At 63.1% G+C, this 26380-nt stretch carries 19 protein-coding genes and 1 pseudogene; 7 read left to right on the top strand and 13 right to left on the bottom strand.

The genetic code is table 11. From position 1 onward, the window contains the following. Positions 1–437: 437 nt before the first annotated feature. Positions 438–959, top strand: a complete 522-nt coding sequence (locus EJ078_RS12595) for a GNAT family N-acetyltransferase (RefSeq protein ID WP_245457083.1) — start codon at positions 438–440, stop codon at positions 957–959. Here EJ078_RS12595 and EJ078_RS12590 read toward each other — a convergent pair. The 4 genes and pseudogenes from EJ078_RS12590 to EJ078_RS12575 all read right to left on the bottom strand — a co-directional run bounded on the left by EJ078_RS12590 (position 956) and on the right by EJ078_RS12575 (position 4717). After that, positions 956–1153 (bottom strand): hypothetical protein, encoded by a 198-nt coding sequence (locus tag EJ078_RS12590; RefSeq protein WP_127215881.1) that lies wholly within the window; start codon positions 1151–1153, stop codon positions 956–958. The genes EJ078_RS12595 and EJ078_RS12590 overlap by 4 nt on opposite strands. After that, positions 1128–1607 carry a hypothetical protein gene (locus tag EJ078_RS12585; RefSeq protein WP_127215880.1) on the bottom strand — a complete coding sequence of 160 codons (480 nt, stop codon included), beginning with the start codon at positions 1605–1607 and terminating at the stop codon, positions 1128–1130. Before EJ078_RS12585 ends, EJ078_RS12590 begins: the two co-directional genes overlap by 26 nt. Before the next feature lie 646 nt (positions 1608–2253). Next, positions 2254–3624 carry an IS1182 family transposase gene (locus EJ078_RS12580; protein ID WP_127217539.1) on the bottom strand — a complete coding sequence of 457 codons (1371 nt, stop codon included), beginning with the start codon at positions 3622–3624 and terminating at the stop codon, positions 2254–2256. A gap of 153 nt (positions 3625–3777) precedes the next feature. Beyond that, positions 3778–4717, bottom strand: a pseudogene (locus EJ078_RS12575) (IS1595 family transposase). 228 nt (positions 4718–4945) lie between these two features. Between EJ078_RS12575 and EJ078_RS12570 the strand changes: the two are divergent. Beyond that, positions 4946–5323: a hypothetical protein gene (locus tag EJ078_RS12570; RefSeq protein WP_208721544.1), complete on the top strand. Its 378-nt coding sequence runs from the start codon at positions 4946–4948 to the stop codon at positions 5321–5323. A 397-nt stretch (positions 5324–5720) separates the two neighbouring features. On the opposite strand, the gene EJ078_RS12565 is transcribed toward EJ078_RS12570, so the two are convergent. Together EJ078_RS12565 and cueR are read right to left on the bottom strand one after the other, a co-directional pair. Further along, the gene (locus EJ078_RS12565; RefSeq protein ID WP_127404306.1) at positions 5721–6023 is read right to left on the bottom strand and encodes a DUF1330 domain-containing protein; all 303 of its coding nucleotides are present in this window, start codon (positions 6021–6023) and stop codon (positions 5721–5723) included. Between the two features lie 86 nt (positions 6024–6109). Continuing rightward, a complete protein-coding gene (gene cueR, locus EJ078_RS12560; protein WP_127215877.1) occupies positions 6110–6499 on the bottom strand; it encodes a Cu(I)-responsive transcriptional regulator in 390 nt (129 codons plus the stop codon). A 223-nt stretch (positions 6500–6722) separates the two neighbouring features. Between cueR and EJ078_RS12555 the strand changes: the two genes are divergently transcribed. Continuing rightward, positions 6723–7340 (top strand): L,D-transpeptidase, encoded by a 618-nt coding sequence (locus EJ078_RS12555; protein ID WP_067003525.1) that lies wholly within the window; start codon positions 6723–6725, stop codon positions 7338–7340. Positions 7341–7515: 175 nt separating this feature from the next. On the opposite strand, the gene EJ078_RS12550 is transcribed toward EJ078_RS12555, so the two are convergent. From EJ078_RS12550 to EJ078_RS12525, 6 genes are all read right to left on the bottom strand, one after another. Then, positions 7516–8085 carry a NifU family protein gene (locus EJ078_RS12550; RefSeq protein WP_127215876.1) on the bottom strand — a complete coding sequence of 190 codons (570 nt, stop codon included), beginning with the start codon at positions 8083–8085 and terminating at the stop codon, positions 7516–7518. A gap of 144 nt (positions 8086–8229) precedes the next feature. Beyond that, complete coding sequence (locus EJ078_RS12545; protein WP_127215875.1) at positions 8230–10479, bottom strand: glycogen debranching N-terminal domain-containing protein; 2250 nt, start codon at positions 10477–10479, stop codon at positions 8230–8232. 215 nt (positions 10480–10694) lie between these two features. After that, positions 10695–11186, bottom strand: coding sequence for a universal stress protein (locus EJ078_RS12540; protein ID WP_067003529.1), 492 nt, complete (start codon positions 11184–11186; stop codon positions 10695–10697). A gap of 102 nt (positions 11187–11288) precedes the next feature. Beyond that, complete coding sequence (trpS, locus tag EJ078_RS12535) at positions 11289–12356, bottom strand: tryptophan--tRNA ligase (RefSeq protein ID WP_067003531.1); 1068 nt, start codon at positions 12354–12356, stop codon at positions 11289–11291. Between the two features lie 172 nt (positions 12357–12528). Next, a complete protein-coding gene (murJ, locus tag EJ078_RS12530; RefSeq protein WP_127216238.1) occupies positions 12529–14136 on the bottom strand; it encodes a murein biosynthesis integral membrane protein MurJ in 1608 nt (535 codons plus the stop codon). Between the two features lie 46 nt (positions 14137–14182). Further along, positions 14183–16987, bottom strand: a complete 2805-nt coding sequence (locus EJ078_RS12525; RefSeq protein WP_127216239.1) for a [protein-PII] uridylyltransferase — start codon at positions 16985–16987, stop codon at positions 14183–14185. A gap of 194 nt (positions 16988–17181) precedes the next feature. Here EJ078_RS12525 and EJ078_RS12520 point away from each other — a divergent pair, with 194 nt between their 5' ends. The 3 genes from EJ078_RS12520 (at position 17182) to EJ078_RS12510 (ending at position 21065) form a co-directional block, all read left to right on the top strand. Continuing rightward, positions 17182–19692, top strand: a complete 2511-nt coding sequence (locus tag EJ078_RS12520) for a heavy metal translocating P-type ATPase (RefSeq protein WP_127847055.1) — start codon at positions 17182–17184, stop codon at positions 19690–19692. A gap of 44 nt (positions 19693–19736) precedes the next feature. Beyond that, on the top strand, positions 19737–20126 hold the full coding sequence (locus tag EJ078_RS12515; protein ID WP_067324310.1) for a DUF305 domain-containing protein: 390 nt from the start codon (positions 19737–19739) through the stop codon (positions 20124–20126). A gap of 93 nt (positions 20127–20219) precedes the next feature. Further along, the gene (locus EJ078_RS12510) at positions 20220–21065 is read left to right on the top strand and encodes an aldo/keto reductase (RefSeq protein WP_208721542.1); all 846 of its coding nucleotides are present in this window, start codon (positions 20220–20222) and stop codon (positions 21063–21065) included. 27 nt (positions 21066–21092) lie between these two features. Here EJ078_RS12510 and mutS read toward each other — a convergent pair whose 3' ends face one another. Further along, on the bottom strand, positions 21093–23816 hold the full coding sequence (gene mutS, locus EJ078_RS12505) for a DNA mismatch repair protein MutS (RefSeq protein ID WP_245459204.1): 2724 nt from the start codon (positions 23814–23816) through the stop codon (positions 21093–21095). 253 nt (positions 23817–24069) lie between these two features. On the opposite strand from mutS, the gene EJ078_RS12500 reads away from it, so the two are divergent. Next, positions 24070–26349: an NADP-dependent malic enzyme gene (locus EJ078_RS12500; protein ID WP_067324316.1), complete on the top strand. Its 2280-nt coding sequence runs from the start codon at positions 24070–24072 to the stop codon at positions 26347–26349. The last annotated feature ends 31 nt before the right edge of the window (positions 26350–26380 follow it).

Here is a 26380-nt window from a genome sequence, read left to right as displayed (position 1 = left end):
CTACCCTTCATGTCCGCTTATCAGCTTGCGCTAATATCGTGAACGAAGGGTGAATCACCCCGGCGCGTCTAGACGCCGCATCACATTTCCGGAACCAGCAATCAGATCCAGGGTTGTGATTTGCGAACAAGTTTCCGCTTTTGTTCGCATTGTGATATGGTTGAAATTCGGAATTAGTGTGCTAAGGCCCTTGACAGGTGATTCGTAGTGCTCCGAATGGCCGCACAAACGAGACAACCAAATGGCATTCAGTCTTAGAGATATACTCAGATTTTTTCACGGCGGGCCCGCCAAGCCCAAGCCGGTTTTCCAAACTGAAAAAGAAGCTTATGAATTTTGTCGTAAGACGTATAACGCTACGAATGGCGTGACGCCTGAATTGCGTAAGGCTTACGAGTTTTACCAAAAGAATTACAACGACGATACCGGCACATTCCTTGGACCTGAGTCAAATCCGCATCTCCCCGTTTTCGTCAAAGGACGCAATCCATAACTTTCGTTGTGGAGAGTCCGATATCGATCGGTGGGTTTCCAAGGCCCCTAAATGGTCGGAGCAAAATAAGGCCCGTCTGTTTCTTGCCCACGGGCAAGGCAACAGCAAAGCCATGGGATTCTATTCACTCTCGTTCTCAAGCGAAGATCGCAATAAGCTGGCGGGGAAACAGGACCGCCAAATGTGGGGAAGCGGCGTCCCGCTGATCTACCTACAATATTTGGCTGTCCAGCGCACTTGTCAGAACTGCGGCCTCGGCAAGATGCTTTTGGTGGACTCACTCAGGCGCGCCCACCTAGTATCGAAGCACGTGGCGTTCTATGGCGTCGGCTTGCGATCTTTGAACGATAGGACCACAGCGCTCTATTCCAAATACGGCTTTGCGGTCGCGCCGGATGAAGACAAGTTCCCGCTGATGATCCTGCCGATTTGGTCAATCAATGACCTGTTCGAAGGGCGCACTTAGTCCTTTGCGAGGTCGCGCTTGCGCCGCGCCAGTTCCTTTATCTGCTTATTGGTGAGCTTGGGCGCATGGGCGATCTTGCCAAGAGCGGCCTCGAAGGCTTCGTCTGACTGATCGGTCTTCAGTTCGCGGGCCGCTTCGCGGAACTTCTCGATCTGCGGCAATTGGCGGTCAGATGAGGTCACTGCCTTTTTCATCGTCGTTTTCCTCGTCAGGGAGCATTAGCCCTTGCAGAGCCTGAAGCGGCGTAGCCATGTCGTTCATTGTATAGCCCTCGCCAGGAATGTTTACGAAGCGGCCTTTCTCGCGCCAAAGGATAGTCCCAACATACCTAGGCTTATCCTCGCTGTTCAATTCGACGTCGGCCTTTTCAAGCCGTTCAACGATTTGTGCGCGCGTCAACGGATGACCAGCGCCCCGAATCAGCCTCTCCGCCATGTCAGCGATTTCGGACGGTTTCGGAAAACGAATCGACCTTGGGGCCGCCGTTTCCTTGTTTCCTGCCTCCGATGATTCCTGTGTGGAGGGTTCATTTTGTTCCCCTTCTGGTCCAGAAAAATGCTTGTACATGGCGATGAATGAATTGATACGAGCCAGTTCGGCCTCAATTTCCTCCTTTCGTCTCAATGCGTTAGCGTATGCTTTGTCCATCTTCGCCTCCTTGTAGAACCCATGACGTATCACAGCGTTTCAAAACGAGCAACGTAAGGACTCGTTAACCAAATTCTGATGCGCGTGACACCTTCGCGGGCTTGTGCGGCGAATTCACGATGCTATAATTCCTGCGCGCGTCTGAGAAAGCGCACGGGGATGACGATGATAAGATCTGTGTAGCCACGGCGCCTAAGACCACCGGCCAACCGTGCGCGACTAATGAAGAAGGCCAGCGACCCGCTCGAACGGGGAACTGGCCTTCGTGGTGGTCAGCAACCGGAAAGGGGCGGTAACCCCTGCGGTGCTAGGACACGTCCAAGCCCTAGAATCGCACTTCTACCGCCTCTTTTCAAGGCCCCTCGCCTGAAAAGAGGTGACGTTTTGGTTTGGGTAAACCCGTACCAGCGCTTCCGCTTTGGTCGCACCGAATTCGTCTGCGGCCACTATCGCAGCCGATAAGACGGCGCTAGCGGCGTAGCCGCCTAGCCGTTCCGATCAACCTAACTGCCGGGGACTAGATCCCCGGCTCAGACTGCTGACGAACCCCGTCGATTTTCGGCGGGGTTTTGTTTTGCAGATTGATTGCGCTTGGGAAATTGGTGGCGGGAGCGGATGTCAGGAGGCCGCCGACGCAGATTTGGCCTCAGGCGAGGACCGGTTTGGGCTTTGGCCAGAGGCTGATTGCGATCTTTTTCATGTTCTGGGCGGCGGCTGCGATCAGGCACTGGCAGGCGACGCGGGTTCGCCCTCGGAAGCGGGCGTAGCGATGGCCGAACAGCTGCTTGGCATCGGCGAAGGATCGCTCGACCGTCTCCTTGCGACGCCGGTAGATGGCCTTGCCCCAAGCCGTGAGCCGGTTGGCATCGACGCGCTCGCGTTGATCCTGCCAGACATGGCGTGTGATGGTGCGCTCGGCCTTGGCGTTTGAGGTGCAGGAGGCCAGCAGCGGACAGTCGCGGCAGATGGCCGGATCGCTTCTGTAATGACGATACCCGCCGCGATCGGTGCTGGCGTAGGTGAGCAACTGGCCCTGCGGACAACGATAGCCGTCCCGATCCGGTTCATGGACGAAGGCGCTCTTCCTCATCTTGCCGGGCCTTGGCGGGGTCGGGTTGCGATAGCCGATGACGCCCCGGATGTTCCTGTCCTCCAGCCCCTTGGCGATGCCTGGCGTGGCATAGCCGGCATCCAGCCCCGCCGCCGCCACAACGAAGCCGAAGCGCTCCACCTGGCGGTCGAGCCGGCCAAGATAGACGATCGAGTCATGCATGTTGGCCGGCGTGGCGAAGGTATCGGTGATGATGCCGCAACGACCGTCCACCGTGCGGTGATCGAGATAGAAGAAGCCCTTCGGCTTGCCCTCGCGCACCATGTAGCCGGCCTCCGGATCGGCGCGCGAGACCTTGGTCTGCTTGACCGGCGGCTTGCGCTCTTTCTGCTTCAGCGGCTTCTGACCGTGCAGCGCCCGTTCCGTCTCGATGGCGCGGTCGAGCTCGCCCCAGTAGTCGGCACGCGACTTGGCGACCATGGCAAGGTCGTATTTGCCCTTGTTGGCGTTGGCCTTCAGGTGCGTGCTGTCGGTATACAGCACCGTCCCGTCCACCAGCCCCGCAAGGATCGCCTGCTCCACGATGCGGTCGAAGATCGCCTGCGCGATCGTCTCGTCCTGGTAGCGCCGACGACGGTTCTGCGACAGCGTCGAGGCGTCGAACACCTTGTCGGTCAGCTTCAGCCGCAGGAACCAGCGGTAGGCGACATTGACCTCGATCTCGCGCACCAATTGCCGCTCCGAGCGCACTCCGAACAGGTAGCCGATGAACAGCGCCTTGAACATCAAGGTCGGGTCCAGCGGCGGGCGGCCATTGTCGGCGCAGTACAATGGCGCCGTCAGACCGTGGATGAACGAGAAGTCGATCGATCGATCGATCTTGCGCAACAGATGATCGGCCGGAACCAGCTGATCCAACGTCACCATCTCAAGCGCGGTCTGTTCAGGGGCGGGTCGCTTCAACATGACCCAGTGAATCAAAAACCCCCGGCAAACGCCAGGGGTTTGTCAGCAGTCTGTGCCGGGGACTAGATCCCCGGCTTTTTCTTGCGTTGGCGTGCATATTTCCAGAGCGGCAATTCGAGCTGCGCCGGCTTGCGGTAGTGCCGCCGCTTATCGTCAAGCAGGTCTGCGATAGGTGAGGCGCTTGCCCTACGCCATTCAAGGCGATGAAAGCGCGGGTGCCGTCATCGACGCCAAGCGCGATGCGGTTCGAATAGCGGAAATCGAATTCAGCAAGGTAGCGGTGCAAATGGTGTTCGCTGCAATGCTGATATACGCCCTTCATGCCGCGCTTGAAGATCGAGAAGAAGCCTTCGACGGTGTTGGTGTGGACGTTGCCGCGAACATATTCGTCCTTGGAATGGGTGACGAATTCATGCGAGGCGAAATCCTGGCCGGCGCGGCGATAGATGCCGCTCTCGTCGGTCATCAGGGCGCTTTCCTTGGCGATGTTGGCGCGGACGATTGGCATGACGTTGCCCATGCGGGCGGTATCGACATGGAAGGAACGAGCCTTGCCGCCGCGCTCGACCAGCGTAACGACGGTGTTCTTGTGAGCGCCGCCGCCCGGCTTAACCGGAGCGCCTTTCAGGCGACCGATATACGTCTCGTCAACTTCGACGGCGCTACCGCCACCGCCCATCGGGGAAAGCTCGCCAGAAGCCATAGCAAGGCGAATACGATGGCACAGGAACCAAGCGGCCTCATAGGTGCATTCGAGTATGCGGTGCATCTGATGGGCGCTGATGCCCTTCTTCGAGGCGCACATAAGGTGGATGGCCTGTAGCCACTTGGTGAGCGGCAAATGACTTTCCTCGAAGATCGTGCCCATGCGGACCGTGAACTGCGAACGGCAGGCGCTGCACTTATACAGGCCGTGACGCTCGACGCCGTTCGGGTTCTTCTTGGAAGGCTTGGTGCGAACGCCCTTCAATGCGTAGTGGCGATCAACGCTACCGCACTTGGGGCAAACAGGACCGTTCGGCCACAGTATGGATTCGACATGCTCGAAAGCCTTGGCTTCGTCATGGAATTCGGGGCGGGACAGAACGGACATAGCTAACTCCTATGCCGTTTACCCTAGGAGGTAACTTTGGGTTTGTCAACCAGATAATCGCCTATTAAAGGACGATTGTATATTTGACAGACCCAGACGCACAATTAATTCGGGAACCGAATTGGGTTCCGGTATGTTGACCACTATCGCCGGTAACGACCCAACGGACATCGGCGGCTGAGAGACAGCGATCTAGCGCTCCCGTCTGCATAAGACCGGAGCCACGCTATGTCTCCCAACAATCCCCATCGCGCGCTTTATTCCAATCAGGACAGCATTCTAATCGCCAGATCGAGAGAGTATATCGAACGCTCACGACGGCGGCTCATAGAAACCGAACCGTTGCTCGATCCTCACCGGATGCGTCACCCCACACAGGATCGGGATATCGCCAGCATCCTGCGCGGCACTTGGTGGAAGTCTTATGATGACGACCAAGGGCTAGCGAGGCTTCTTTCCCGCTTTCTCGTCGTGCTTAGGCGGCGGCGGGGACTTTGCCACTTTCTTAATCGCCGCGTTCAACGGCTCTTCGGAATCGACGGTTTCAATCTCCCGCGCCAGTTCGCGGAACTTCTCAACTTGACTCTTTTCAGCGGGTTTGCCTGACATTGCAGAATGCACCTTTGCTTTATTGACGAGAGTGGTAGCCCGCCCAAACCCTGCCGCGTGGGCAATAGGCCCTATTTTGTCACATGCATGAGGCCCAATGGCATGGCATTGCAGACGAAGTGCGCAGGATAAAGACCAAATATGGCGTCACAGGCGAAATCAAATGGCGCTATTTCGGCCCAGATAACACGGACCCGGGCAACTCCGTCGCCCACCTAACGAGGGCGAAAAGCGCGGGCGGTTATATATTTCACAGACCACCGCAACACTTGAGAGTGTTGCTACGCTGCTGCATCCGCAGTATGAACCTTCTAAGCCGAACGCAATCAGCGTTACAGGTCAATCGGTGATCTCCCAAGTAATGCCCATGATCGACGCTTCATTGTAGAGCGCCTCATCCAGCCTCCCCCAGATCCCCTTCGAAGATCAACAAGACGCGGTTCGACGCCTGCAGCGCAAACCGCTTCGCTTCCTCGTAAGCCGGGTCGTCATAGCAGGCCTTGGCAGCTTCCAATGACGGGAATTCGACGACGATCACCCGACCGGCATCGCGCGCCTCTACCAGCAGGGGCGGCACTTCGGAAGGATTGCTGCGCGCCTGATACTTCTCGCCGATGGGCTTCCACAGCCTGGCGTATTCGGCTTGCGCTTCCTGGTCCGAAATCTCGGTGCCGACGATGAGCCAGTATCCCTTCACGGGTGGAGCACTCCTGCCGAGGATTTGTTGCTGGTTCAAGAGCTAAGATAGGGAGCGGATACTTGTCTAGCTCCGGCTCGGCGACTTCACGCCGCCCCCGCCATGTCATCCAAGATCGGGCAGTCCGGCCGGTCGTCGCCGTGGCAGGCGTGGATCAGCTCCTGCAGCGTCGCGCGCATCGACTGCAGTTCGCGCACCTTTTCCTCGATCGCCCTGACATGGGCGCTTGCGATTTCGCGCACGTCATGGCTGGCGCGGTCGCGGTCCTGATAAAGCGCCATCAGCTGCCTGCAATCGTCGATTGAAAAGCCGAGGTTTCGGGCGCGGCGCAAGAAGGCCAGCCGGTGCACGTCGTCGCGCGAGTAGTCGCGGTAGCCGTTTTCGGCCCGCGCCGGCAGGATCAGGCCGATCTCCTCATAGTAGCGGATGGTCTTGGCCGGCAGGCCGGAACGTTCGGCGGCATCACCGACATTCATGGCGCTCTCCTGTCTCCGGCAGCCTTTCCGGCTGCCCCGTTGATTTTACTTCACAATCCTGGGACCCCTGTTGCCGAAATGCCGCAGTTCGGCACTTACCGGCAGGGAAGGTCATGCATATAGGCAGTGCACGCTTGGCAAGCAAAAGAAATGCCAGCATGAATGATGGTGAGAAAGCGGCCGACTCGTGCCGCTGATAAAAGGCGGGGCGTCGGACCTATTCATGCGCTTGAAGTCGTTTGCAATCGTCGCCGCCCTTGCGCTGTCGACCGCGATCAGCGGGTGCAGCACCATTGGCGGGCAAATCTTCACCAACAACTATGGCGCGATGACCGATGCCGGCTATCAGCTGCCGCGCATACCGATCGAGAAGGTTCCGGCCCGCTTCCGCCGGCAGGAAGTGCGCTACGACACTCCCGAGAAGCCCGGCACCATCATCGTCGACACCCAGAACAAGTTCCTCTACTTCGTCGAGGGTGACGGCATGGCCATGCGCTACGGCATCGGTGTCGGCCGCGAGGGCTTCGAGTGGCACGGCACCGCCCATATCGCGCTGAAGCGCGAATGGCCGACCTGGACGCCGCCGGCGCCGATGATCAAGCGCCAGCCCGAACTCGCCAAATTCGCCGGCGGCATGGAGCCGGGCCTGAAGAACCCGCTCGGCGCGCGCGCCATGTATCTGTTCAACAAGGGCGGCGACATGGGCTATCGGCTGCATGGCAGCCCGGAGTGGTTCTCCATCGGCAAGGCGATGTCGTCGGGCTGCATCCGCCTGATGAACCAGGACATTATCGATCTCTACGACCGCACTTCGGTCGGCGCCAAGGTCATCGTGATGTGATCATGATGGCCGCGGACAAAAGCTTTCGTGAGCGGACCGTCTAGGCAACAACAAGACGTCCAAAGACAGAAAACCGGGCTGTTGGGGCCCGGTTTTTTGTTTTTGCGGCTTGGGGAAAATTCGCTCCGCCGAGAAGCCCAGAAAATCGCCACAGGCGGCGGGCGGAGCAGAATTGTCAGGCAACCTGCTCGACCTGCTGCACTTCTGGAACAAAATGGCGAAGCAGGTTCTGGATGCCGTGCTTCAGCGTCGCCGTCGACGACGGGCAACCGGCGCAAGCACCCTTCATGTGCAGGAACACGGTCCCGTTCTCGAAGCCGCGGAAGGTGATGTCGCCACCGTCCTGCGCGACCGCCGGGCGTACCCTGGTGTCGAGCAGCTCCTTGATGGTGAGCACCAGCTCCTCGTCCGCCTTGTCGTAGAACTCGCCGGCCTGGCCGGCGTCGTTGGGCGGGGCCGCCGAAGCCATGACCGGCGCGCCGGACATGAAATGCTCCATGATGGCGCCGAGGATCGCCGGCTTCAGGTGCTGCCAGTCCGGACCGTCCTTGGTCACGGTGATGAAGTCGTAGCCGAAGAAGACGCCGGTGACGCCGGGGATCTCGAACAGCCGGCCGGCCAGCGGCGAAGCCTGTGCGGCGCCTTCGGCGTCGCGGAAATCGGCGGTGCCGTCGCGCAGCACTTCCTTGCCGGGCAGGAATTTCAGCGTCGCCGGGTTCGGCGTCGATTCGGTCTGGATGAACATGGATATCTCCAGGCCCTTCCGGGCCGATAGTTTGGAATAATTCTAAATAGGCTCTATCGGCTGGACATTCAAGCGAAACGCGTCGCCCGAACGGCTGGCTGGCGGAATGTTTTTGCCCCGGCGGAGCGCTTCGCCACGGCAAGCCTATCCTCCGACTTCCACGCTGAGTTGTCCACTCGTCTTCTGGATGTTCACCTCGGCGCCGTCCGCCGTGCGCATGAATTCGAGGTCGGCGCTTGCCTCGCCGACCCGCAGCCCGCGAAGCTCGATGCGGCTGACGAAATCGGGCAGTCGCGGCCGCACGATCCGCAGCCTGTTTGCGAAGGCGTCGGGCTCCAGGCCGAGGCAGGTGGTCACCAGGAACGGCACCGCGCCCGCTGCCCATGCCTGCGGGTGGCAGGCCACGGGATAGTGCACCGGCACCTGGAAATCGTTGCGCTGAAAGCCCGCCATCGCCTCCGGCAGCCGGTGATGGCGGAAGTGCATCGCCGCTTCGACAATGGCGGTGAAGATCCGCAGCGCCGCGCCGTCCTCGCCATACCGCCGGCAGCCGGCCGCCAGCAGCGCATTGTCATGCGGCCAGACGGTGCCGAGATGATATCCGACGGGATTGTAGCGCCGCTCCGCGCTCGAGAGCGTGCGCACGCCCCAGCCGTTGAACATGTCGTCCTGCATCAGCCGCCGCACGGTTCGGCGGCCCTTGCCCCGATCCGCGATACCGGTCCACAGCGCATGGCCCGGGTTGGAGGAAACGACCGCGACCGGGCGGCCGCGCGCCTCGAGCGCCAGCGCGAAAGTGTCCAGGTCCTCGCACCAGAAGTCGCGGTTGAACCGTGTCCGAAGCTTTTCGGCCTCGCCGCGAACCTGCCTGGCGCTGTTGCGCTCTCCAATGCGTTCGTAGAGATCGGCGATGGCATGCTTGGCCGCGAACACATAGCCCTGCACCTCGACCAGCGCGATCGGCGGCCTGGCGATGCTGCCGTCGGTCCTGACGATCGCGTCGGCCGAATCCTTCCACCCCTGGTTGACGAGACCGCTTTCCGAGATGGTCCGGTATTTGACATAGCCTTCGCCATGCCCGTCTCCGGCCTTGGCGATCCAGCCCAAGGCCTTTTCCACCGGCTCCCGCAGTTCGCGGAAGAGCCCCACGTCGCCTGTCCACGCGGCATAGCGGCCGAGAAGCAGCAGGAAGAGCGGGGTCGCGTCCACCGTGCAGTAGAATCTGGCATGCGGGACATTGCCCGCGCGAGCGAGCTCGCCGACGCGCAGCTCATGCAGGATCTTGCCGGGCTGCTCCTCTCGCCATCGATCCGTTCGACGGCCCTGATAGCCGGCAAGAAGACGCAGCGTCTGGGCGGCGATCTCCGGCTGGAAAGCCAGCATCTCGAGCGCGACGATCAGGCTGTCGCGTCCAAACAGCGCGACGTACCACGGCACGCCGGCTGCGAAATACTCCCTGTTGCCAAGATCCGACCTAAGCACCGCGAGATCGCGCAGCGAACGGTCCACGATGCTGTTGAGCAGCAGGCTGTCGCTGTCGAACTTCGTGTGTTGCTCCAGCCATTTTTCAGTATCCGCCTGAACCGTCCCGGCAAAGGCCTCGAGAGCAAACGCCGGGTGCTGGCTCATTTGCTCGGCCTCCGGCTCTTCCGACAGTTCCCTCAATTCTATGGTGATCGCGATGGTACGCTTTTCTCCTGGCGCCACATCGAACCGGAACTCGGCCGCCGTTCTGTGCATGGCATCGGGTGCCGGCAAAAAACCGATTGTTGCCGTTCTGCGAACGTGGTCGGCGCCGTGATAGACAAAGTGGAGGCTGCCGTCGCGCCAGGCGGGCCGCTCGCACCTGCCGAGGTTCTTCGGCACCAGTCCGCGCACATTGAAAATGTCCTCGAAGCCGGCGCCGAAGTGCAGGGCCAGCGGAAAGCCATGCGGCTCGTGGCCGAAATTCTGGATGGTCAGAACCTCCCGCACGCATGTTTGCTCCGCATCGAGAATCCGCTCCCAGCGGATGCCGAGCTCGTCCTTGGGGATCAGTCGCCCCCCATCGCAATGCAGGTCGGGATTGGCCAGTTCGAAAAGCGCGGCGTAACCTCTTTGCGCGGTCGAGGCCAACACGATCGGCGGCAAACCGCCCAGCGTCATCTCATAGCCGCCGAGGAAACGGCAGTCGTGGAAATAGAGCCCGAAGCCGTGCTCGCCCTTCAGCGGTATCTGGGCGTCGGGAGCGACGATATAGTAGAGATCGAGATTCTTGACGGTAATCGCGCCGGCGATGCTGTCCACCATGGCCGGGTGCCCCTTGGCGAGCACGCGGTGCCTGCGCTCCTGCTGCGCATGAGCCGTCTGCCGGGCTTTTTGCTGCGATCGCGCTGCCTGCGAGCGCGGCGGCACCGGTGATCCAGTCCCAGCGTTTCGCGGCGTTGACGTGCCGCTACGCCCTGCTTTCCGGGTTGATTCGTCCACCGGCGCTCCTTTGGAATGGCGTTTCCGTGACCATTCCAAATGGCGCGCCGCCGACACGGGCCAAGGGCTATGGGCTGGTTGATAACATCGATGTGTATCTGCGGATCGGCGACGTTCCAATCGGGCAGGAGGGCCTTCCCAATTCAGGCCAGGCTCTCGATTTCCTCGTCGGAGAGGTTCTGCGGCACCACGGTAACCGGGATGGGGAAGGCGGCGCCCCGGCCGGCCACCGCACTCACCAGTGGCCCCGGACCTTCCTTGCCGGCGCCGGCCGCCAGCACCAGGATGGCGATGTCCTGGTCTTCCTCGATGAGCTTGTGGATTTCCTCGGTCGGCTTGCCTTCGCGCACCACCAGTTCCGGCTCGATGCCGACCTTCTGGCGCACCTTGCTGGCATAGGTGTCGAGCGCCGCGCGCGCGGTCGCGTTGGCTTCCTCGCGCATGATCTTCTCAACCCCCAGCCAATGCTGGAAATCGTCCGGCTCGATCACATAGAGCAGGACCAGCACGCCGCTGGTGCTCTGTGCGCGCGTCGATGCGTAGGCGACCGCGCGCTCGCATTCCGGCGTATCGTCGATGATCGCCAGGAATTTGCGGCGATGTCCGGCTTCACGGCTGAGGCGTTTGGAAACCATGTCTGTCCGCTCGGTATCAATTCGGCCGCAATCTGCCACCGCCACGGACCGGCGGCAAGCCGCCGGCCGGTATGGCGATCCCAGTCAACCAGCGAGGACCGATCAGTCCTGCAACAGGCCGATGATGTCGCGCACCGTCTTCATCGTGCCTTCGGCGATCGCGCGGGCGCGCTCGCCGCCGTCCTTGAGCACGGCGTCGACATAGGCGCGGTCGCCCTCGATGCGGCGCATCTCCGAGGCGATCGGCGCGAGCTTTTCGACTGCAAGGTCGGCCAGCGCCGGCTTGAACACGGAAAACTGCTGGCCGCCATATTCCTTCAGCACGTCGGCTTTGGAAATTTCGGCGAGGCCGGCATAGATGCCGACCAGGTTTTCGGCTTCCGGCCGGCTTTCCAGCCCGTCGACTTCACTCGGCAAGGCCTCCGGATCGGTCTTGGCCTTGCGGATCTTCTTCGAGATTGTGTCGGCATCGTCGGTGAGGTTGATGCGCGACAGGTCCGACGGGTCCGACTTCGACATCTTTTTCGAGCCGTCGCGCAGGCTCATGATGCGCGCCGCAGGACCGCCGATCACCGGTTCGGTGATCGGGAAGTAGCCGTTCACCGTCTCTTCGCCGACCTGCATCTCGACGCCGACGCCGAGCGCCGCGATCTTTTCCGAGAAGTCGTTGTTGAATTTTTGCGCGATGTCGCGGGTCAATTCCAGATGCTGCTTCTGGTCCTCGCCCACGGGCACATGGGTGGCGCGGTAGAGCAGGATGTCGGCGGCCATCAGGCTCGGATAGGCGAGCAGGCCGAGCGAGGCGTTCTCGCGGTCCTTGCCGGCTTTGTCCTTGAACTGCGTCATCCGGTACATCCAGCCGATGCGCGCCACGCAGTTGAAGATCCAGGCCAACTCGGCGTGCTGGATGACTCGCGATTGGTTGAAGACGATGTGCTTCTTGGGGTCGATGCCCGATGCCAGGAAGGCGGCGGTGATCGAGCGCGTCTGGTCGCCAAGGTCCTGGTGCACGAGCTGCGCCGTCAGCGAATGCAGGTCGACGACGCAATAGATGCAGTCGGACTGTTCCTGGAGGGCGACGAATTTTTTGATGGCGCCGAGATAGTTGCCCAGATGCAAATTGCCGGTCGGCTGGACGCCCGAGAAGACGAGGGGCTTGAAGGCGGACATGATTTCCTCATGGCTTGTGGAGGGCCGTATACGCATGATTCCAAAAAGTTGCAGACTTTTTGGAGCCAATCATGCGGCTGGAAACCGCGCGCGGCGAAAGTCTTGCGACGGCGGGCTTATGGACGAAGGCGAATGCGGGATCAAGACCGGTGTTGCTGAAAGTCAGCTCGAGTTATTCGTCCAAGCCGGTGTTCGATTTCCGCGCCGCAGATTTCCCCGTGCCGCGCTTCACGTTCCGACGGATCATGCCGAAATCGGCGCCGCCGGTGCCGAAGGCGGTGATGAAGTAGAGCGCCGCACCCCCGCCGACAAGCGCGAGCAGCGTCGTCGCCTTGATCACCAGCGGCGAGCCGGGTCCGAGCCTTGCCGCGAAATAGTGCTCGGCGAAATAGAGCGCGACCGCCATCACAACAGCCGACAGCACCAGCCGGGGAATGCGCTTCAAGAGCGGTATGTCACGACCCCAGTGGCCGCGCTTTATCAACATGCCGAGCAGCAAAGCCGCGTTGACCCAGCCGGCGACGGCCGAGGCGACGGCGATGCCCGGCGCGCCCATCGAAGGAAACAAGCTCAGCGCGGTGGCGACGTTCACGCCGACGGAGATGGCGGCGAAGATCATCGGCGTGCGCGTGTCCTCGCGCGCGAAATAGCCGGGCGTGAAGGCCTTGATCAGCACGAAAGCCGGCAGGCCGAGGCCGAAGATCGCCAGGATCGAGGCGACGATCGGCGTCGAATGGTTGGCGGCGAAGGCGCCGCGCTCATAGACCAGCCGCACGATCGGCTCCGACATCACCCAAAGCGCCGCGGCCGCCGGCAAGGTCATGAACAGCGTGAACTCGACCGAGCGGTTCTGCAGATTGGCCGCCTCGATCAGATTGCCCGATTTCAAAGCCCGCGACAGCTCCGGCAGCAGCACGATCGCCACCGCGACGCCGACGACGCCGAGCGGCAGCTGGTAGATGCGATCGGCATAGGCGAGCGATGACACGGCGCTGTTCTGCCCGGAGGCAATCGCCGTGCCGATCAGCTGGTTGATTTGGGTGATGCCACCGGTAATAGCGGCCGGCAGCGCCAGGATCAGGAGCCGCTTGACGTTCGGCGTCATCTTGGGCCGGCGGAAGCCGATCGAGATGCCGGCATGGCGCACCGCTACCCAGACGATGGCGAGCTGCACGATGCCCGCCGCCAGCACGCCCCAGGACAGGCCGAAGCCGACATCATGCGCGTCGAGCCCATGATACCAGGCATAGGCGAGCACGCTGATCAGGATGATGTTGAGGAAAGCGGGGGCGATCGCTGCGGCGAAATAGCGGCGCAGCGAGTTCAGCATGCCGGCCATCATGGCGCCGAGCGACATGCAGATCAGATAGGGAAACATGATCGTCGCCAGCCGGACGGTCGTCTCGAACTTGCCCGGAATGTCGGCAAAGCCCGGCGCCACCAGATAGCGGACGATCAGCGGCATCGCCAGTTCCATGGCGATGGTGAGCGCCAGAAGCGCCGAGAACAGCACGCCGAACACTTCCTCCGAGAAGCGCTTTGCGCCGTCGGTGCCGTGCGTTTCGATCTCCTTGGCGAACAGCGGCACGAAGGCGGCGTTGAAGGCGCCTTCGGCGAACAGCCGGCGGAAGGTGTTGGGAAACTGGAAGGCGGCGTTGAAGGCGTCGGCGACCGGTCCGGTGCCGAGGGCCGCCGCCATCAGCATCTCGCGGCCGAAACCCAGCGCGCGGCTCATCAGCGTGCCGGAGGCGACGGTGGCGAATTTTTTGACAAGGCTCATGCGGAGGATGACTGCCTGCGGAATTGCGTCAAATGGATGGTGATGATCACTCGGCGGCCGCCGCCTTGGCCTTGCCGTTGCGTTCGGGCGCGTTGCCTTCGAGTGTGTCGATCAGCCGCTTGTGGATCGTGGCCGTGCGCGTCGGGCTGTCGATCTTCTGGCCGGTAAGGTCGGTGACATAGAAGGTGTCGATGACCTTTTCGCCGAAAGTGGTAATGTGGGCCGAGGCGATATCGAGCGAAAGGTCCGACAGCGCGCCGGTGACCTCTGAGAGCAGGCCGGGCCGGTCCAGCCCCTCGATTTCGATCACGGAAAAACGGTTCGACAGCGTGTTGCGGATCTCGGCGCGCGGCGGAATGCGGAAGGCCTTGGCGCCGCGCTTCGGCTTGGCCCGCTTCTCGATCATCTCGGGCAGCCAGCTCTTGCCGGACAGCACGTCTTCGATCAGCTTGCCGACGCGTTCGGCCCGCCGCCGCTCGTCCTCGTCGCGATCGAATTCTCTGGAGATCAAAATGGTGTCCAGCGCCCGCCCGTCAGAGGTGGTGAAGATCTGCGCATCGACGATGTTGCCGCCGGCCGCGGCACAGGCGCCGGCGATCACCGACAGCAGCCGCGGATGGTCCGGCGCCAGCACGGTGATCTCGGTTACCGCTTCGAACTCATGCGTCTTCACCATGGTGGCGAGCTTTCTGCCGGCCACATCCGCCTCGCGGACGAATTCGGCGTGGCGCAACTGGTCGGGCAGGTCGACTGTCAGCAGATAGTTTTCGTAGTGCTGGGCGACATAGCGCTTGCGCTCCTTCGCCGGCCATGCGGAAAGCGCCTCGGCCAGCCGCTCGCGCGCGGCGGAGGTGCGTTCGGCCCGCGACACTTCGGAGAAGCCCCCGGTCAAGAGCAGCTCGGTCTCGAAATAGAGCGTGCGCAGCAATTGTCCCTTCCAGCCGTTCCACACGCCGGGCCCAACGCCCCGAATGTCGCAGACGGTCAAGATCAGAAGCAGCTTCAGCCGCTCCACCGATTGCACGATCGAGGCAAAATCCTCGATCGTCTTGCGGTCGTTGAGGTCGCGCGTCTGCGCGGTCATCGACATCACGAGATGGTTCTCGACCAGCCAGGCGACGGTCTCCGTGTCGGCGGCCGACAGCCCCATATGCGGGCAGATGCGTCGCGCGATCCTGGCGCCGGCCTCCGAATGGTCCTCCGGCCGGCCCTTGGCGATGTCGTGCAGGAGCACCGCGACATAGAGCGCCTCGCGGCTCTTCTTCAGCCCCGGCATCAGCGAGTGCGACAGCGGATGCACCTTGGCGCCGTCGCCGCGCTCGATCTCGGCCAGCACGCCAATGCACCGGATGAGATGCTCGTCCACCGTATAATGGTGGTACATCGAGAACTGCATCATGGCGACGATCTTGCCGAAGTCGGGGATCAGCTTGCCGAGCAGCCCCGCCTCGTTCATGCGCCTGAGGTTGAGCTCGGCATTGCGGTCCGAGGTCAGGATATCGAGGAACAACCGGTTGGCCTCCTCGTCGCGCCTGAGCGACTTGTTGGCCAGGCCGAGCGACCGGGTCAGCAGCTTCAGCGCGTCGGGGTGGAACTCCAGCCCGTGCTTGTCGGCGAACCAGAACAGCCGAAGCAGGTTGACCGGATCGCGTTCGAACACGCTGTCGTCGGCAATGTTGATGCGGTGGTTGTCGACAATGAAGTCGGACGTGCCGGCAAGCTTGCGCTTGCGCCGCGAGAAGGTGAGAAAGATGCGGTTGAAGCCGGGCACATGCTTGGCCTGCTCTTCCTCGAGCGCGGCGCAGAAGATGCGGGTGAGATCCCCGACATCCTTGGCGACGAGGAAGTAGTGCTTCATGAAGCGCTCGACCGCCGATAGCCCGGGATGCGTCGTATAGCCCAGCCGCTCGGCGATCTCGCGCTGGATGTCGAAATGCAGCCGCTCTTCCGCCTTGCCGGTGAGGAAATGCATATGGCAGCGCACGGCCCATAGGAAATCCTCGGTCTTCTGGAATTCGCGATACTCGGCTTCGGTGAAGACGCCTTTCTCGACCAGTTCCTGGCCGGTACGCACGCGGTAGAAGTATTTGCCGATCCAGAACAGCGTCTGCAGGTCGCGCAGACCGCCCTTGCCGTCCTTGACGTTCGGCTCGACGAGATAACGGCTCTCGCCCGCCTTGGCGTGGCGATCGTCGCGTTCGGCGAGCTTGGCCTGCACATATTCGGGTCCGGTGGTGCGCACCACTTCGTGGTCGAAGCGGGTGAGCAGTTCGTCGTAGAGCTTGCGTTCGCCCCACAGGAAGCGCGCTTCCAGTATCGAGGTGCGGATGGTGATGTCGATGCGCGAGAGCCTCAGACACTCTTCGATGTTGCGGGTGGCGTGGCCGACCTTCAGCCCCATGTCCCACAGCATGTAGAGCATGTATTCGACGATCTGCTCGCCCCACGGCGTCTGCTTGTAAGGGAGCAGGAACAACAGGTCGATGTCGGAGCCCGGCGCCAGCGTGCCGCGGCCGTAGCCGCCGACCGCGACGACCGCCATGCGCTCGGCGGCGGAGCGGTTCTTGACCTGGTAAACGTGGGTGGCCGCGAAATCGTAAAGCGCCCGGATCAGCTCGTCCATCAGATGCGACAGCCGCTCGGCGCAGGCATGGCCGCCGCCATCCTGCTTCAGCATCGCCTCGGCGATCGTTCGCCCTTCCGCGAGCTTGCCCTTGAGCAGTTGGAGAACGGCTGTGCGGGCAGCCTTGCCGGAGCCGTCGCCTGCGCTCGGCGCCGTCAGCGCCGTCATGTCGCGGCGCAAAGCGTCGCCATCGATGATTTCGTCGAGTTTGAGGGAGATCTTGGCCATTCGGCGGCGTCTATAGCGCGTTTTCTTCGCGCTGTGTATGGGGCGTGCGACAGGCCGAATTCCATCACGCGGAAGGTGCGTTCGACACTCAGCCGATCAACTTTCTAGACTAAAAAATCGAAACTGACCCTTGACCTTCCAGTTACTGGAAGGACTACCTCCGCCTCAATCCGAGAGTTCCGAGGCATTTGCTGATGACCCATTCCGACCATAACCATCATCATGCGCACGGCGCATCCTGCTGTTCGGGGAAGAATGCTCGGCCTGCGACCGAAGCGGTGATTCGCGACCCCGTCTGCGGCATGGCGGTCGATCCGGCGGCCGGCAAGCCGGCGGCCGAGCATGGCGGCATGACCTTTCATTTCTACAGCGAGCGCTGCCGCACGAAGTTCCAGGCCGAGCCGGACAAATATCTGACGGCCACCGATCCCGTCTGCGGCATGAATGTCGACCGCGCGAGCGCCAGGCATTTTGTCCGACACGAGGGGCAGGGTTTCTATTTCTGTTCGGCCGGATGCAAGGACGAGTTCGAAGCCGAGCCGGCAAAGTACCTTGCCGGCCGGCCTGCGCCGCAGCCGATGCCTAAGGGCACGCAATACACCTGTCCGATGCATCCCGAGATCATCCGCGACAGGCCCGGCTCCTGCCCGATCTGCGGCATGGCGCTGGAGCCGATGGGCGTGCCCTCCGGCGACGAAGGCCCGAATCCGGAGCTTGTCGATTTCACCCGCCGCTTCCGGGTCAGCGCCGTGCTTTCGCTGCCGCTTCTGATCATCGCAATGGCGCCGATGCTGGGCGTCAGCTTCGAAAGTTTCGTCGACGGCCGCACGAAGACATGGGCAGAGCTGGCGCTGGCGAGTCCGGTGGTGCTGTGGGCGGCGTTTCCGTTCTTCCATCGTGGCTGGGAATCGCTGCTCAACCGCAGTCCCAATATGTGGACGCTGATTTCGCTCGGCGTCGGCGCTGCCTATCTCTTCAGCCTTGTCGCGACGCTGTTCCCGGATGTCTTCCCGCACCAATTTCGCGGCCATGACGGCAGCGTGCCGGTTTATTTCGAGGCGGCCGCGGTCATCGTCGCGCTGGTGTTCCTCGGCCAGGTGCTGGAACTCAGAGCCCGCGAGCGCACGGGCTCGGCCATTCGCGCCTTGCTCGACCTCGCGCCGAAGACGGCGCGCCTGATCGGCGCTGACGGGACCGAAAAGGACGTGCCGCTCGACAGCGTCAAGACCGGGGACAGGCTCCGTATCCGTCCCGGTGATGCCGTGCCGGTCGACGGCATCGTGCACGAGGGGCGCTCGGCCATCGACGAATCGATGATCACCGGCGAGCCGCTGCCGATCGAGAAGTCGGAGGGCGATTCGCTCACCGGCGGCACGCTCAACAAGAACGGCTCCCTCATCATGCGTGCCGAAAAGGTCGGCGCCGAGACCACGCTTTCGCGCATCGTCGAAATGGTCGCCAAGGCGCAGCGCTCGCGCGCGCCGATCCAGGGGCTGGCAGATCGAGTTTCCTTTTACTTCGTGCCGGCTGTCGTGCTGGTGGCGATCATCGCCTTCATTGTATGGTCGCTCTTCGGCCCCGAGCCCAGCCTGGCCTTCGCCATCGTGTCGGCGGTGTCGGTGCTGATCATCGCCTGTCCCTGCGCGCTCGGCTTGGCCACGCCGATGTCGATCATGACCGCGACCGGCCGCGGCGCGCATGCCGGCGTGCTGATCAAGGAAGCGGCGGCGTTGGAGCGCTTCGCCTCCGTCGACACACTGATCGTCGACAAGACCGGCACCTTGACCGAGGGCCGGCCGCGGCTGACCGATGTCGTCGCCGCCGAAGGCATTGCGGAGAATGAATTGCTGGCGCTCGCCGCGACGCTCGAAAAGGGCTCGGAACACCCGCTCGCCGAGGCGATCGTCGAGGGTGCCGCCGAACGCGGCGCCAAGCTTGCAGGTGCCGAGAACTTCGAGGCGATAACCGGCAAGGGCGTTGCCGGCACCGTGTCCGGCAGGAAGGTTGCGCTCGGCAATGCGGCGATGATGGCCGACCTCGGCGTCGACACCGCGCCCGTTTCCGCCAGCGCGGAAGCGCTGCAGGCCGAAGGCAAGACGGCGATGTTCGTTGCCGTCGGCGGCAAGCTTGCCGGCCTGGTTGCCGTCGCCGATCCGGTCAAGGCAACCACGGCCGAGGCGATCAAGGCGCTGCACGACAAGGGCTTGAGGATCATCATGGCGACCGGCGACAACGAGCGCACGGCAAAAGCGATCGCCGGCAGGCTCGGCATCGACGAGGTCCGCGCCGGGCTGCTGCCGGATCAGAAGGCGGCACTTGTCGACGAACTGCGCGCCAGGGGCGCCGGCATCGCCATGGCCGGCGACGGCGTCAACGATGCGCCGGCGCTTGCCGGAGCCGATGTCGGCATCGCCATGGGCACCGGCGCCGACGTCGCGGTCGAAAGCGCCGGCATCACGCTGGTCAAGGGCGATCTCAACGGCATCGTCAGAGCCCGCACACTGGCCCAGGCGACGATCCGCAACATTCGCCAGAACCTGTTCTTCGCCTTCCTCTACAACGTGCTCGGCGTGCCGGTCGCCGCCGGAGTGCTCTACCCGCTCACCGGTATGCTTCTGTCGCCGATGATCGCAGCGGCGGCGATGAGCCTGTCGTCGGTCTCGGTGATCGGCAACGCGCTGCGGCTGAGAACGTTGAAACTCTGAGCGACGCCCCCAAATACGACATTCCATTCAACAGGAGATATTGGATGACCTTGGCCAAGAAGATTGTGCTGCTGCTGATGGCGGCGGGAATGCTGATCGCGGTGTTCCTCGAAAGCGTGCCCGCGCAATCGGACGAAATGAAGCACGACATGTCCGGGATGGCCATGGGCGCGGACAGCCCCGCAACCGCTGGCTACAAGGCGGCCATGGACAAGATGCACAAGGACATGATGCTCAACTACACCGGCAATGCCGATGTCGATTTCGTCCGCGGCATGATCCCGCATCACCAGGGAGCCATCGACATGGCCAAGGTGGTGATCGCCAACGGCAAGGACCCGGAAATCCGCAAGCTCGCCGAGAACGTCGTCAAGGCGCAGGAAGCCGAGATCAAAAAAATGCAGGATTGGCTTGCCAAGCATCCGGTGAACTAGTTTCCCGCGCCGGAAATCCGGACGAAGGCGAGGACTTCGGCCTGGATTTTCGGCCATGCTTGTGCTGCGATCCAGCCTCACGCGGAGCGGGCCATGTCTTCTAAAATCAGAACCACTTTCCTGCCGTCAGGCGAAGCCGTTCCGGTGCTGGGTCAAGGCACGTGGAAGATGGGTGAGGACGGCCGGCGCCGCGCCGATGAGGTCGCGGCGCTGAGGCTTGGGCTGGATCTCGGCATCACGCTTATCGATACGGCGGAAATGTATGCCGGCGGCGGCGCCGAGGAGGTGGTGGCGGAAGCCATCGCCGGGCGCCGCGACGAGACTTTTCTGGTTTCCAAGGTGCTGCCGTCCAACGGCTCGCGCGCCGGCGTCAAGCGGGCCTGCGAGAACAGTCTGAAACGGCTCGCCACCGACCGCATCGACCTCTATCTGCTGCACTGGCCGGGCAGCGTGCCGCTGTCGGAAACGATCGGAGCCTTCGAGGCCTTGAAGGCGGCCGGCAAGATCCGCCATTGGGGCGTCAGCAATTTCGATACCGACGAGATGGAGGAACTGGTCGGCCTACCCTCCGGCGCCCACGTCCAAACCAACCAGGTCCTCTACAATCTCTCTCGGCGCGGTCCGGAATTCGACCTCGCGCCCTGGAGCCTTGAGCGCGGCATCCCGCTGATGGCCTATTCGCCGGTCGAGCAGGGCGCGCTGGCGCGCAACGCCAGACTCGACGCCGTTGCCGCCCGCCACAACGCCACCGCCGCGCAGATCGCGCTTGCCTGGGTAATGACGCAGAAAGGCGTCGTTGCCATCCCGAAGGCCAGCCGGCAGGAGCACGTCCGCCAGAATGCTGCGGCGCTCGACATCGTCCTGACGGCGGAAGACCTTGCCGAACTTGACCGCGCCTTCCCGCGGCCGACGCGCAAGCGCGGGCTGGAGATGATCTAGGCGCGCTCGCAATGACGCTGGAAAGCCTTATTTCGCCGCCAGCCCCTTCAGCCTGTAGAGCGCCTCCAGCGCCTCCCTTGGCGTCATCTCGTCCGGATTGATCGCGCCCAGTGCTTCGCCCAGGACATCGTTCTTCGCCGGCTTCGGCGCTTCGCGCTTCACCGCCACCGAAAACAGCGGCAGATCGTCGACCAGCCGGTTGGTCTTGCCGGAAACTTCGCCTTCCTCGAGCTGGTGCAGCACTTCCTTGGCGCGCGCCACCACCGCTTCCGGCAGTCCGGCGAGCCGAGCTACCTGCACACCGTAGGAACGGTCGGCGGCACCCTTGCCGACCTCGTGCAGGAAGACGACGTCGCCTTCCCATTCCTTGACCCGCATGGTGACGTTGGAGAGCCGCGAAAGCTTGCCGGCCAGCGCCGTCATCTCGTGGAAATGCGTGGCGAAGATCGCACGACAACGGTTTTTTTCATGCAGATATTCGACCGCCGCCCAGGCGATCGACAGACCGTCGAAGGTCGCGGTGCCGCGGCCGATCTCGTCAAGGATGACCAGCGCCCGCTCCCCGGCCTGGTTCAGGATCGCCGCGGTCTCGACCATCTCGACCATGAAGGTCGAGCGGCCGCGCGCCAGATCGTCCGAGGCGCCGACGCGCGAGAACAGCCGGTCGACGACGCCGATATGGGCGCTTTCGGCCGGCACGAAGGAGCCGGTCTGGGCAAGGATGGCGATCAGCGCGTTCTGCCTCAGGAAGGTCGACTTGCCGCCCATGTTGGGCCCGGTGAGCAGCCAGATGGCGCCGGCCTTTGCTCCGTTTTCAGGCGAAAGATTGCAGTCATTGGCGACGAACGGGCCTTCGCCTGACCGCCTGAGCGCCTGTTCGACTACCGGGTGGCGGCCGCCGGCAATCTCGAAGGCGAGGCTGGAATCCACGACCGGCCGGCACCAGCCCTCGCTCTCGGACAGTAGCGCCAAGGCCGACGACACGTCGAGGACTGCAAGTGCCTCGGCGCCGGCGCGGATGCTGTCGGCCTCGCTCACCACTTCCGCCGTCAGCCGATCGAAGGTGGCAAGCTCGATGCTCAGCGCCTTATCGGCGGCATTGGCGATCTTCGATTCCAGCTCCGCCAGTTCCGTCGTGGTGAAGCGCATGGCGTTGGCCATGGTCTGGCGATGAATGAAGCGCGCCTTCGCAACGTCGCTGCCGGTCATGATCGAATGATGGTTGGCCGTCACCTCGATGTAGTAGCCGAGCACATTGTTGTGCCGGATCTTCAGCGAGCGGATGCCGGTCTCCTCGATCAACGAGCGCTCCAGCCCGGCGATCACCTTTCGCGACTCATCGCGCAGCGCCCGCATCTCGTCGAGTTCGGCATTGTAGCCTGACCGCACGAAGCCGCCGTCGCGCCTGATGAGCGGCAATTCGTCGTCGAGCGCCTCGCCGAGATGGCGGGCGAGCGCCTCGGGCAAGCCATGGATCGCCGAGAGCGCCGCGGCGAGTTCGGCGGGGAGCGCCGTCGTCGCAAACAGTGCGGCGATCGCGCCCGCGGCCTCGAAGCCGGCGCTGAGCGCGCCAAGGTCGCGCGGGCCGCCGCGGTGGAGCGCCAGCCTGGAGAGCGCCCTCGGCATGTCGGCGACACTTTTCAGGCTCGTTCGCAATCCCTGGCAAAGCCGAGCTTCGGCGCGAAAGAACGACACCGAATCCAGCCTAGCGGAAATCAATGCCGGGTCGGTCAGCGGCGCCATCAGCCGGTCGGCGAGCAGTCTCGCCCCGCCCCCGGTCACGGTCCGGTCGATCGCCTTGAACAGCGAGCCCTCGCGGCTGCCGGATAGCGTGCGCAGGAGTTCCAGATTGGCGCGCGTCGCCGGGTCGATGAAAAGCGTCGAGCCGTTCTCCTCGCGCTCCGGCCGCGACAGCGGCGGCCGCTCGGCCTTCTGCGTCTTCTCTACATAGGCGATGGCGCCCGAGATCGCCGACAGCTCGGCACGCGAAAAAGTGCCGAAACTGTCCGGGGTCGCCACCTCGAAGAAGCGGGCGATGCGACCCGTGGCCGACGCCGAATCGAACAGCGACGGCGGCTGCGGGTTGGCGACCCGGCCGAGCACGTCGAAGACCGGCCGCAGCTCCGCGTCATGGAACACCGGCTCGGCGACGATCAGCTCGCGCGGATCGACGCGGAAAATGTCGGCAAGCAGCCGTTCGGCCGAGGTTTCAGCCACCCGAAACGCGCCCGTCGAGATGTCGATCCAGGCAAGCGCGAAACTGCCTTGGCTGGCTGCATTGCCGCCCTTCACTCGCCCCAGCGCCATCAGGAAGCTCGACTCCGAGGGTGCAAGCAGCTTGTCCTCGGTGATGGTGCCCGGCGTGACCAGCCGCACCACGTCGCGGCGCACCACCGATTTCGAGCCACGCTTCTTGGCTTCCGCCGGGTCCTCGATCTGCTCGCACACGGCAACGCGGAAGCCTTGCGCGATCAGCTTCTGCAGATAATCGTCCGCCGCATGCACCGGCACGCCGCACATCGGGATGTCGTGGCCCTGGTGCTTGCCGCGCCGCGTGAGCACGATGCCGAGCGCCTGGCTCGCCTTTTCGGCGTCGTCGAAGAACAGCTCGTAGAAATCGCCCATGCGGTAGAACAGAAGCGAATCCGGGTTCGCCGCCTTGATCTCGATATACTGCTCCATCATCGGTGTGACGCCGCCCATGGTGGGCGCCGGCGTCGTCGTTTCCTGGGCGTCGGTATCGGTCGGCATGTGCATGTTCATGCCCGAACGCTAGCAGATGTGGCAGGGCGGTTTAATGCCGGAGGCTCGAAAAGCAGGGGAAAGCGCGAGCCATGCTGCCAGCTCGCCGTCAATCGGTCCGCCGCATTGCCGGCCTTCTGCGTTGAAGCAGCTTCGCCCGGCTTGTCGGTTTACAGTCGCCGCGTGTAGCCTTAATCGGTGGGAACCATAAGCAAGCAGCCGTCCCAAGCGGTGCCGCACAGGCGAGGAAATCAAAAGCATCATGGCCAGGAAAACCGAAAGCAGCGGGCCCTCCGTCAGCGCGCAGGAGGCGCTCGAATTCCACGCCATGGGTCGGCCGGGCAAGCTGGAGATCGTCGCCACCAAGCCGATGGCCACGCAACGCGATCTGAGCCTCGCCTATTCTCCGGGCGTCGCCGTTCCTGTGCGCGCAATCGCGGAGGATCCAAGCCGCGCCTTCGACTATACGACGCGCGGCAACATGGTCGCCGTCATCTCCAATGGCACTGCAATCCTCGGTCTTGGCAATCTCGGCGCCCTGGCTTCGAAGCCGGTCATGGAAGGCAAGTCGGTGCTGTTCAAGCGCTTCGCCGATGTCGATTCGATCGACCTCGAAGTGGCGACCGAGGACGCCGACGAGTTCATCAACTGCGTGCGCTTCCTCGGACCTTCCTTCGGCGGCATCAATCTCGAGGACATCAAGGCGCCGGAATGCTTCATCATCGAGCAGCGGCTCCGCGAACTGATGGACATCCCCGTCTTCCACGACGACCAGCACGGCACCGCCATCATCTCGGCTGCCGGGCTGATCAACGCGCTGGAGATCACCGGCCGAGACATGAAGACCACGAAAATGGTCTGCAACGGCGCGGGCGCAGCGGGCATCGCCTGTATCGAATTGATGAAGGCGATGGGTTTTTCGCCGGAAAATATCATCCTGTGCGATACCAAGGGCGTGGTCTTCCAGGGCCGCACCGAAGGCATGAACCAGTGGAAGTCGGCGCATGCGGTCAAGACCGAGGCGCGCTCGCTCGCCGAGGCGCTGGACGGCTGCGACGTGTTTCTCGGGCTCTCCGCCAAGGGCGCGCTGACCCCCGCCATGGTGCAGTCGATGGCAAAGAACCCGATCATCTTCGCCATGGCCAATCCGGATCCGGAGATCACGCCCGAGGAAGTGGGCGAGATTCGCACCGACGCCATCATGGCCACCGGCCGCTCGGATTACCCGAACCAGGTCAACAATGTGCTGGGTTTCCCTTACATCTTCCGCGGCGCGCTGGATGTTAGGGCGACCACCATCAATGACGAGATGAAGATCGCCGCCGCACGCGCCCTGGCCGAGCTGGCGCGCCAGGACGTGCCCGACGACGTCGCCGCCGCCTATCAGGGCAACCGGCCGAAATTCGGCCCCAACTACATCATCCCGGTGCCCTTCGATCCGCGCCTGATCTCGGCGATCCCGCTTGCCGTGGCCAGGGCCGCGATGGAGTCCGGCGTCGCCCGCAAGCCGATCCTCGATCTCGACCGCTACGCGCATGAGCTCTCCGCCCGCCGCGATCCGATCGCCTCGACCTTGCAGCGCATCTACGACCGCGTCCGCCGCCAGCCCAAGCGCATCGTCTTCGCCGAAGGCGAGGAGGAGCAGGTGATGCGCGCCGCCGTCTCCTATGTGAACCAGAGGCTGGGCACGGCGATCCTGCTCGGCCGCGACGACGTCATCAAGGAGAATGCCCGCAACGCCGGCATCGAACTCAACAAGCAAGGCCTCGAGATCATCAATGCCAGGCTGTCGCGCCGCAATGGGATCTACACCGACTATCTCTACGAACGCATGCAGCGCAAGGGCTACCTGTTCCGCGACTGTCAGCGCCTGATCAACAACGACCGCAACCATTTCGCCGCCTGCATGGTGGCGCTGGGCGACGCCGACGGCATCGTCACCGGCGTGACCCGCAACTATTCCACCGCGCTCGACGACGTGCGCCGCGTCATCGACGCCAAGCCAGGCCACCGCGTGATCGGCGTTTCGATCGTGCTGGCAAGGGGTCGCACCGTGCTGGTTGCCGACACCGCCGTGCACGACATGCCGAATGCCGAGCAGATCGCCGACATCGCCGAGGAGGCGGCCGGCTTTGCCCGCCGCATGGGCTACGAGCCGAGGATTGCCATGCTCGCCTACTCCACCTTCGGTCATCCGCAGGGCGAGCGCTCCGAGCGGGTGCAGGAGGCGGTGCGCATCCTCGACAAGCGCCGCGTCGACTTCGAATATGACGGCGAGATGGCCGCCGACGTGGCGCTGAACCCGCGCGCCATGGCGCAGTACCCGTTCATCAGGCTGACCGGTTCGGCCAATGTGCTGGTCATGCCCGCCTTCCACTCGGCCTCGATCTCGACCAAGATGCTGCAGGAACTCGGCGGCTCGACCGTCATCGGCCCGCTGCTGGTCGGTCTGAACAAGCCGGTGCAGATCGTCTCGCTCAACGCCAAGGACTCAGACATCGTCAACATGGCGGCGATCGCGGCCTATACGGCGGGGAATTGACGGGCGGCCGCCGCGCCCCGCCCTTTGCCGA

Source organism: Mesorhizobium sp. M1A.F.Ca.IN.022.06.1.1 (assembly GCF_003952605.1).
Classification (GTDB): domain Bacteria; phylum Pseudomonadota; class Alphaproteobacteria; order Rhizobiales; family Rhizobiaceae; genus Mesorhizobium.
Note: the sequence above shows the minus strand (reverse complement) of the source record. Positions and strands in the feature narration are given on the sequence as shown.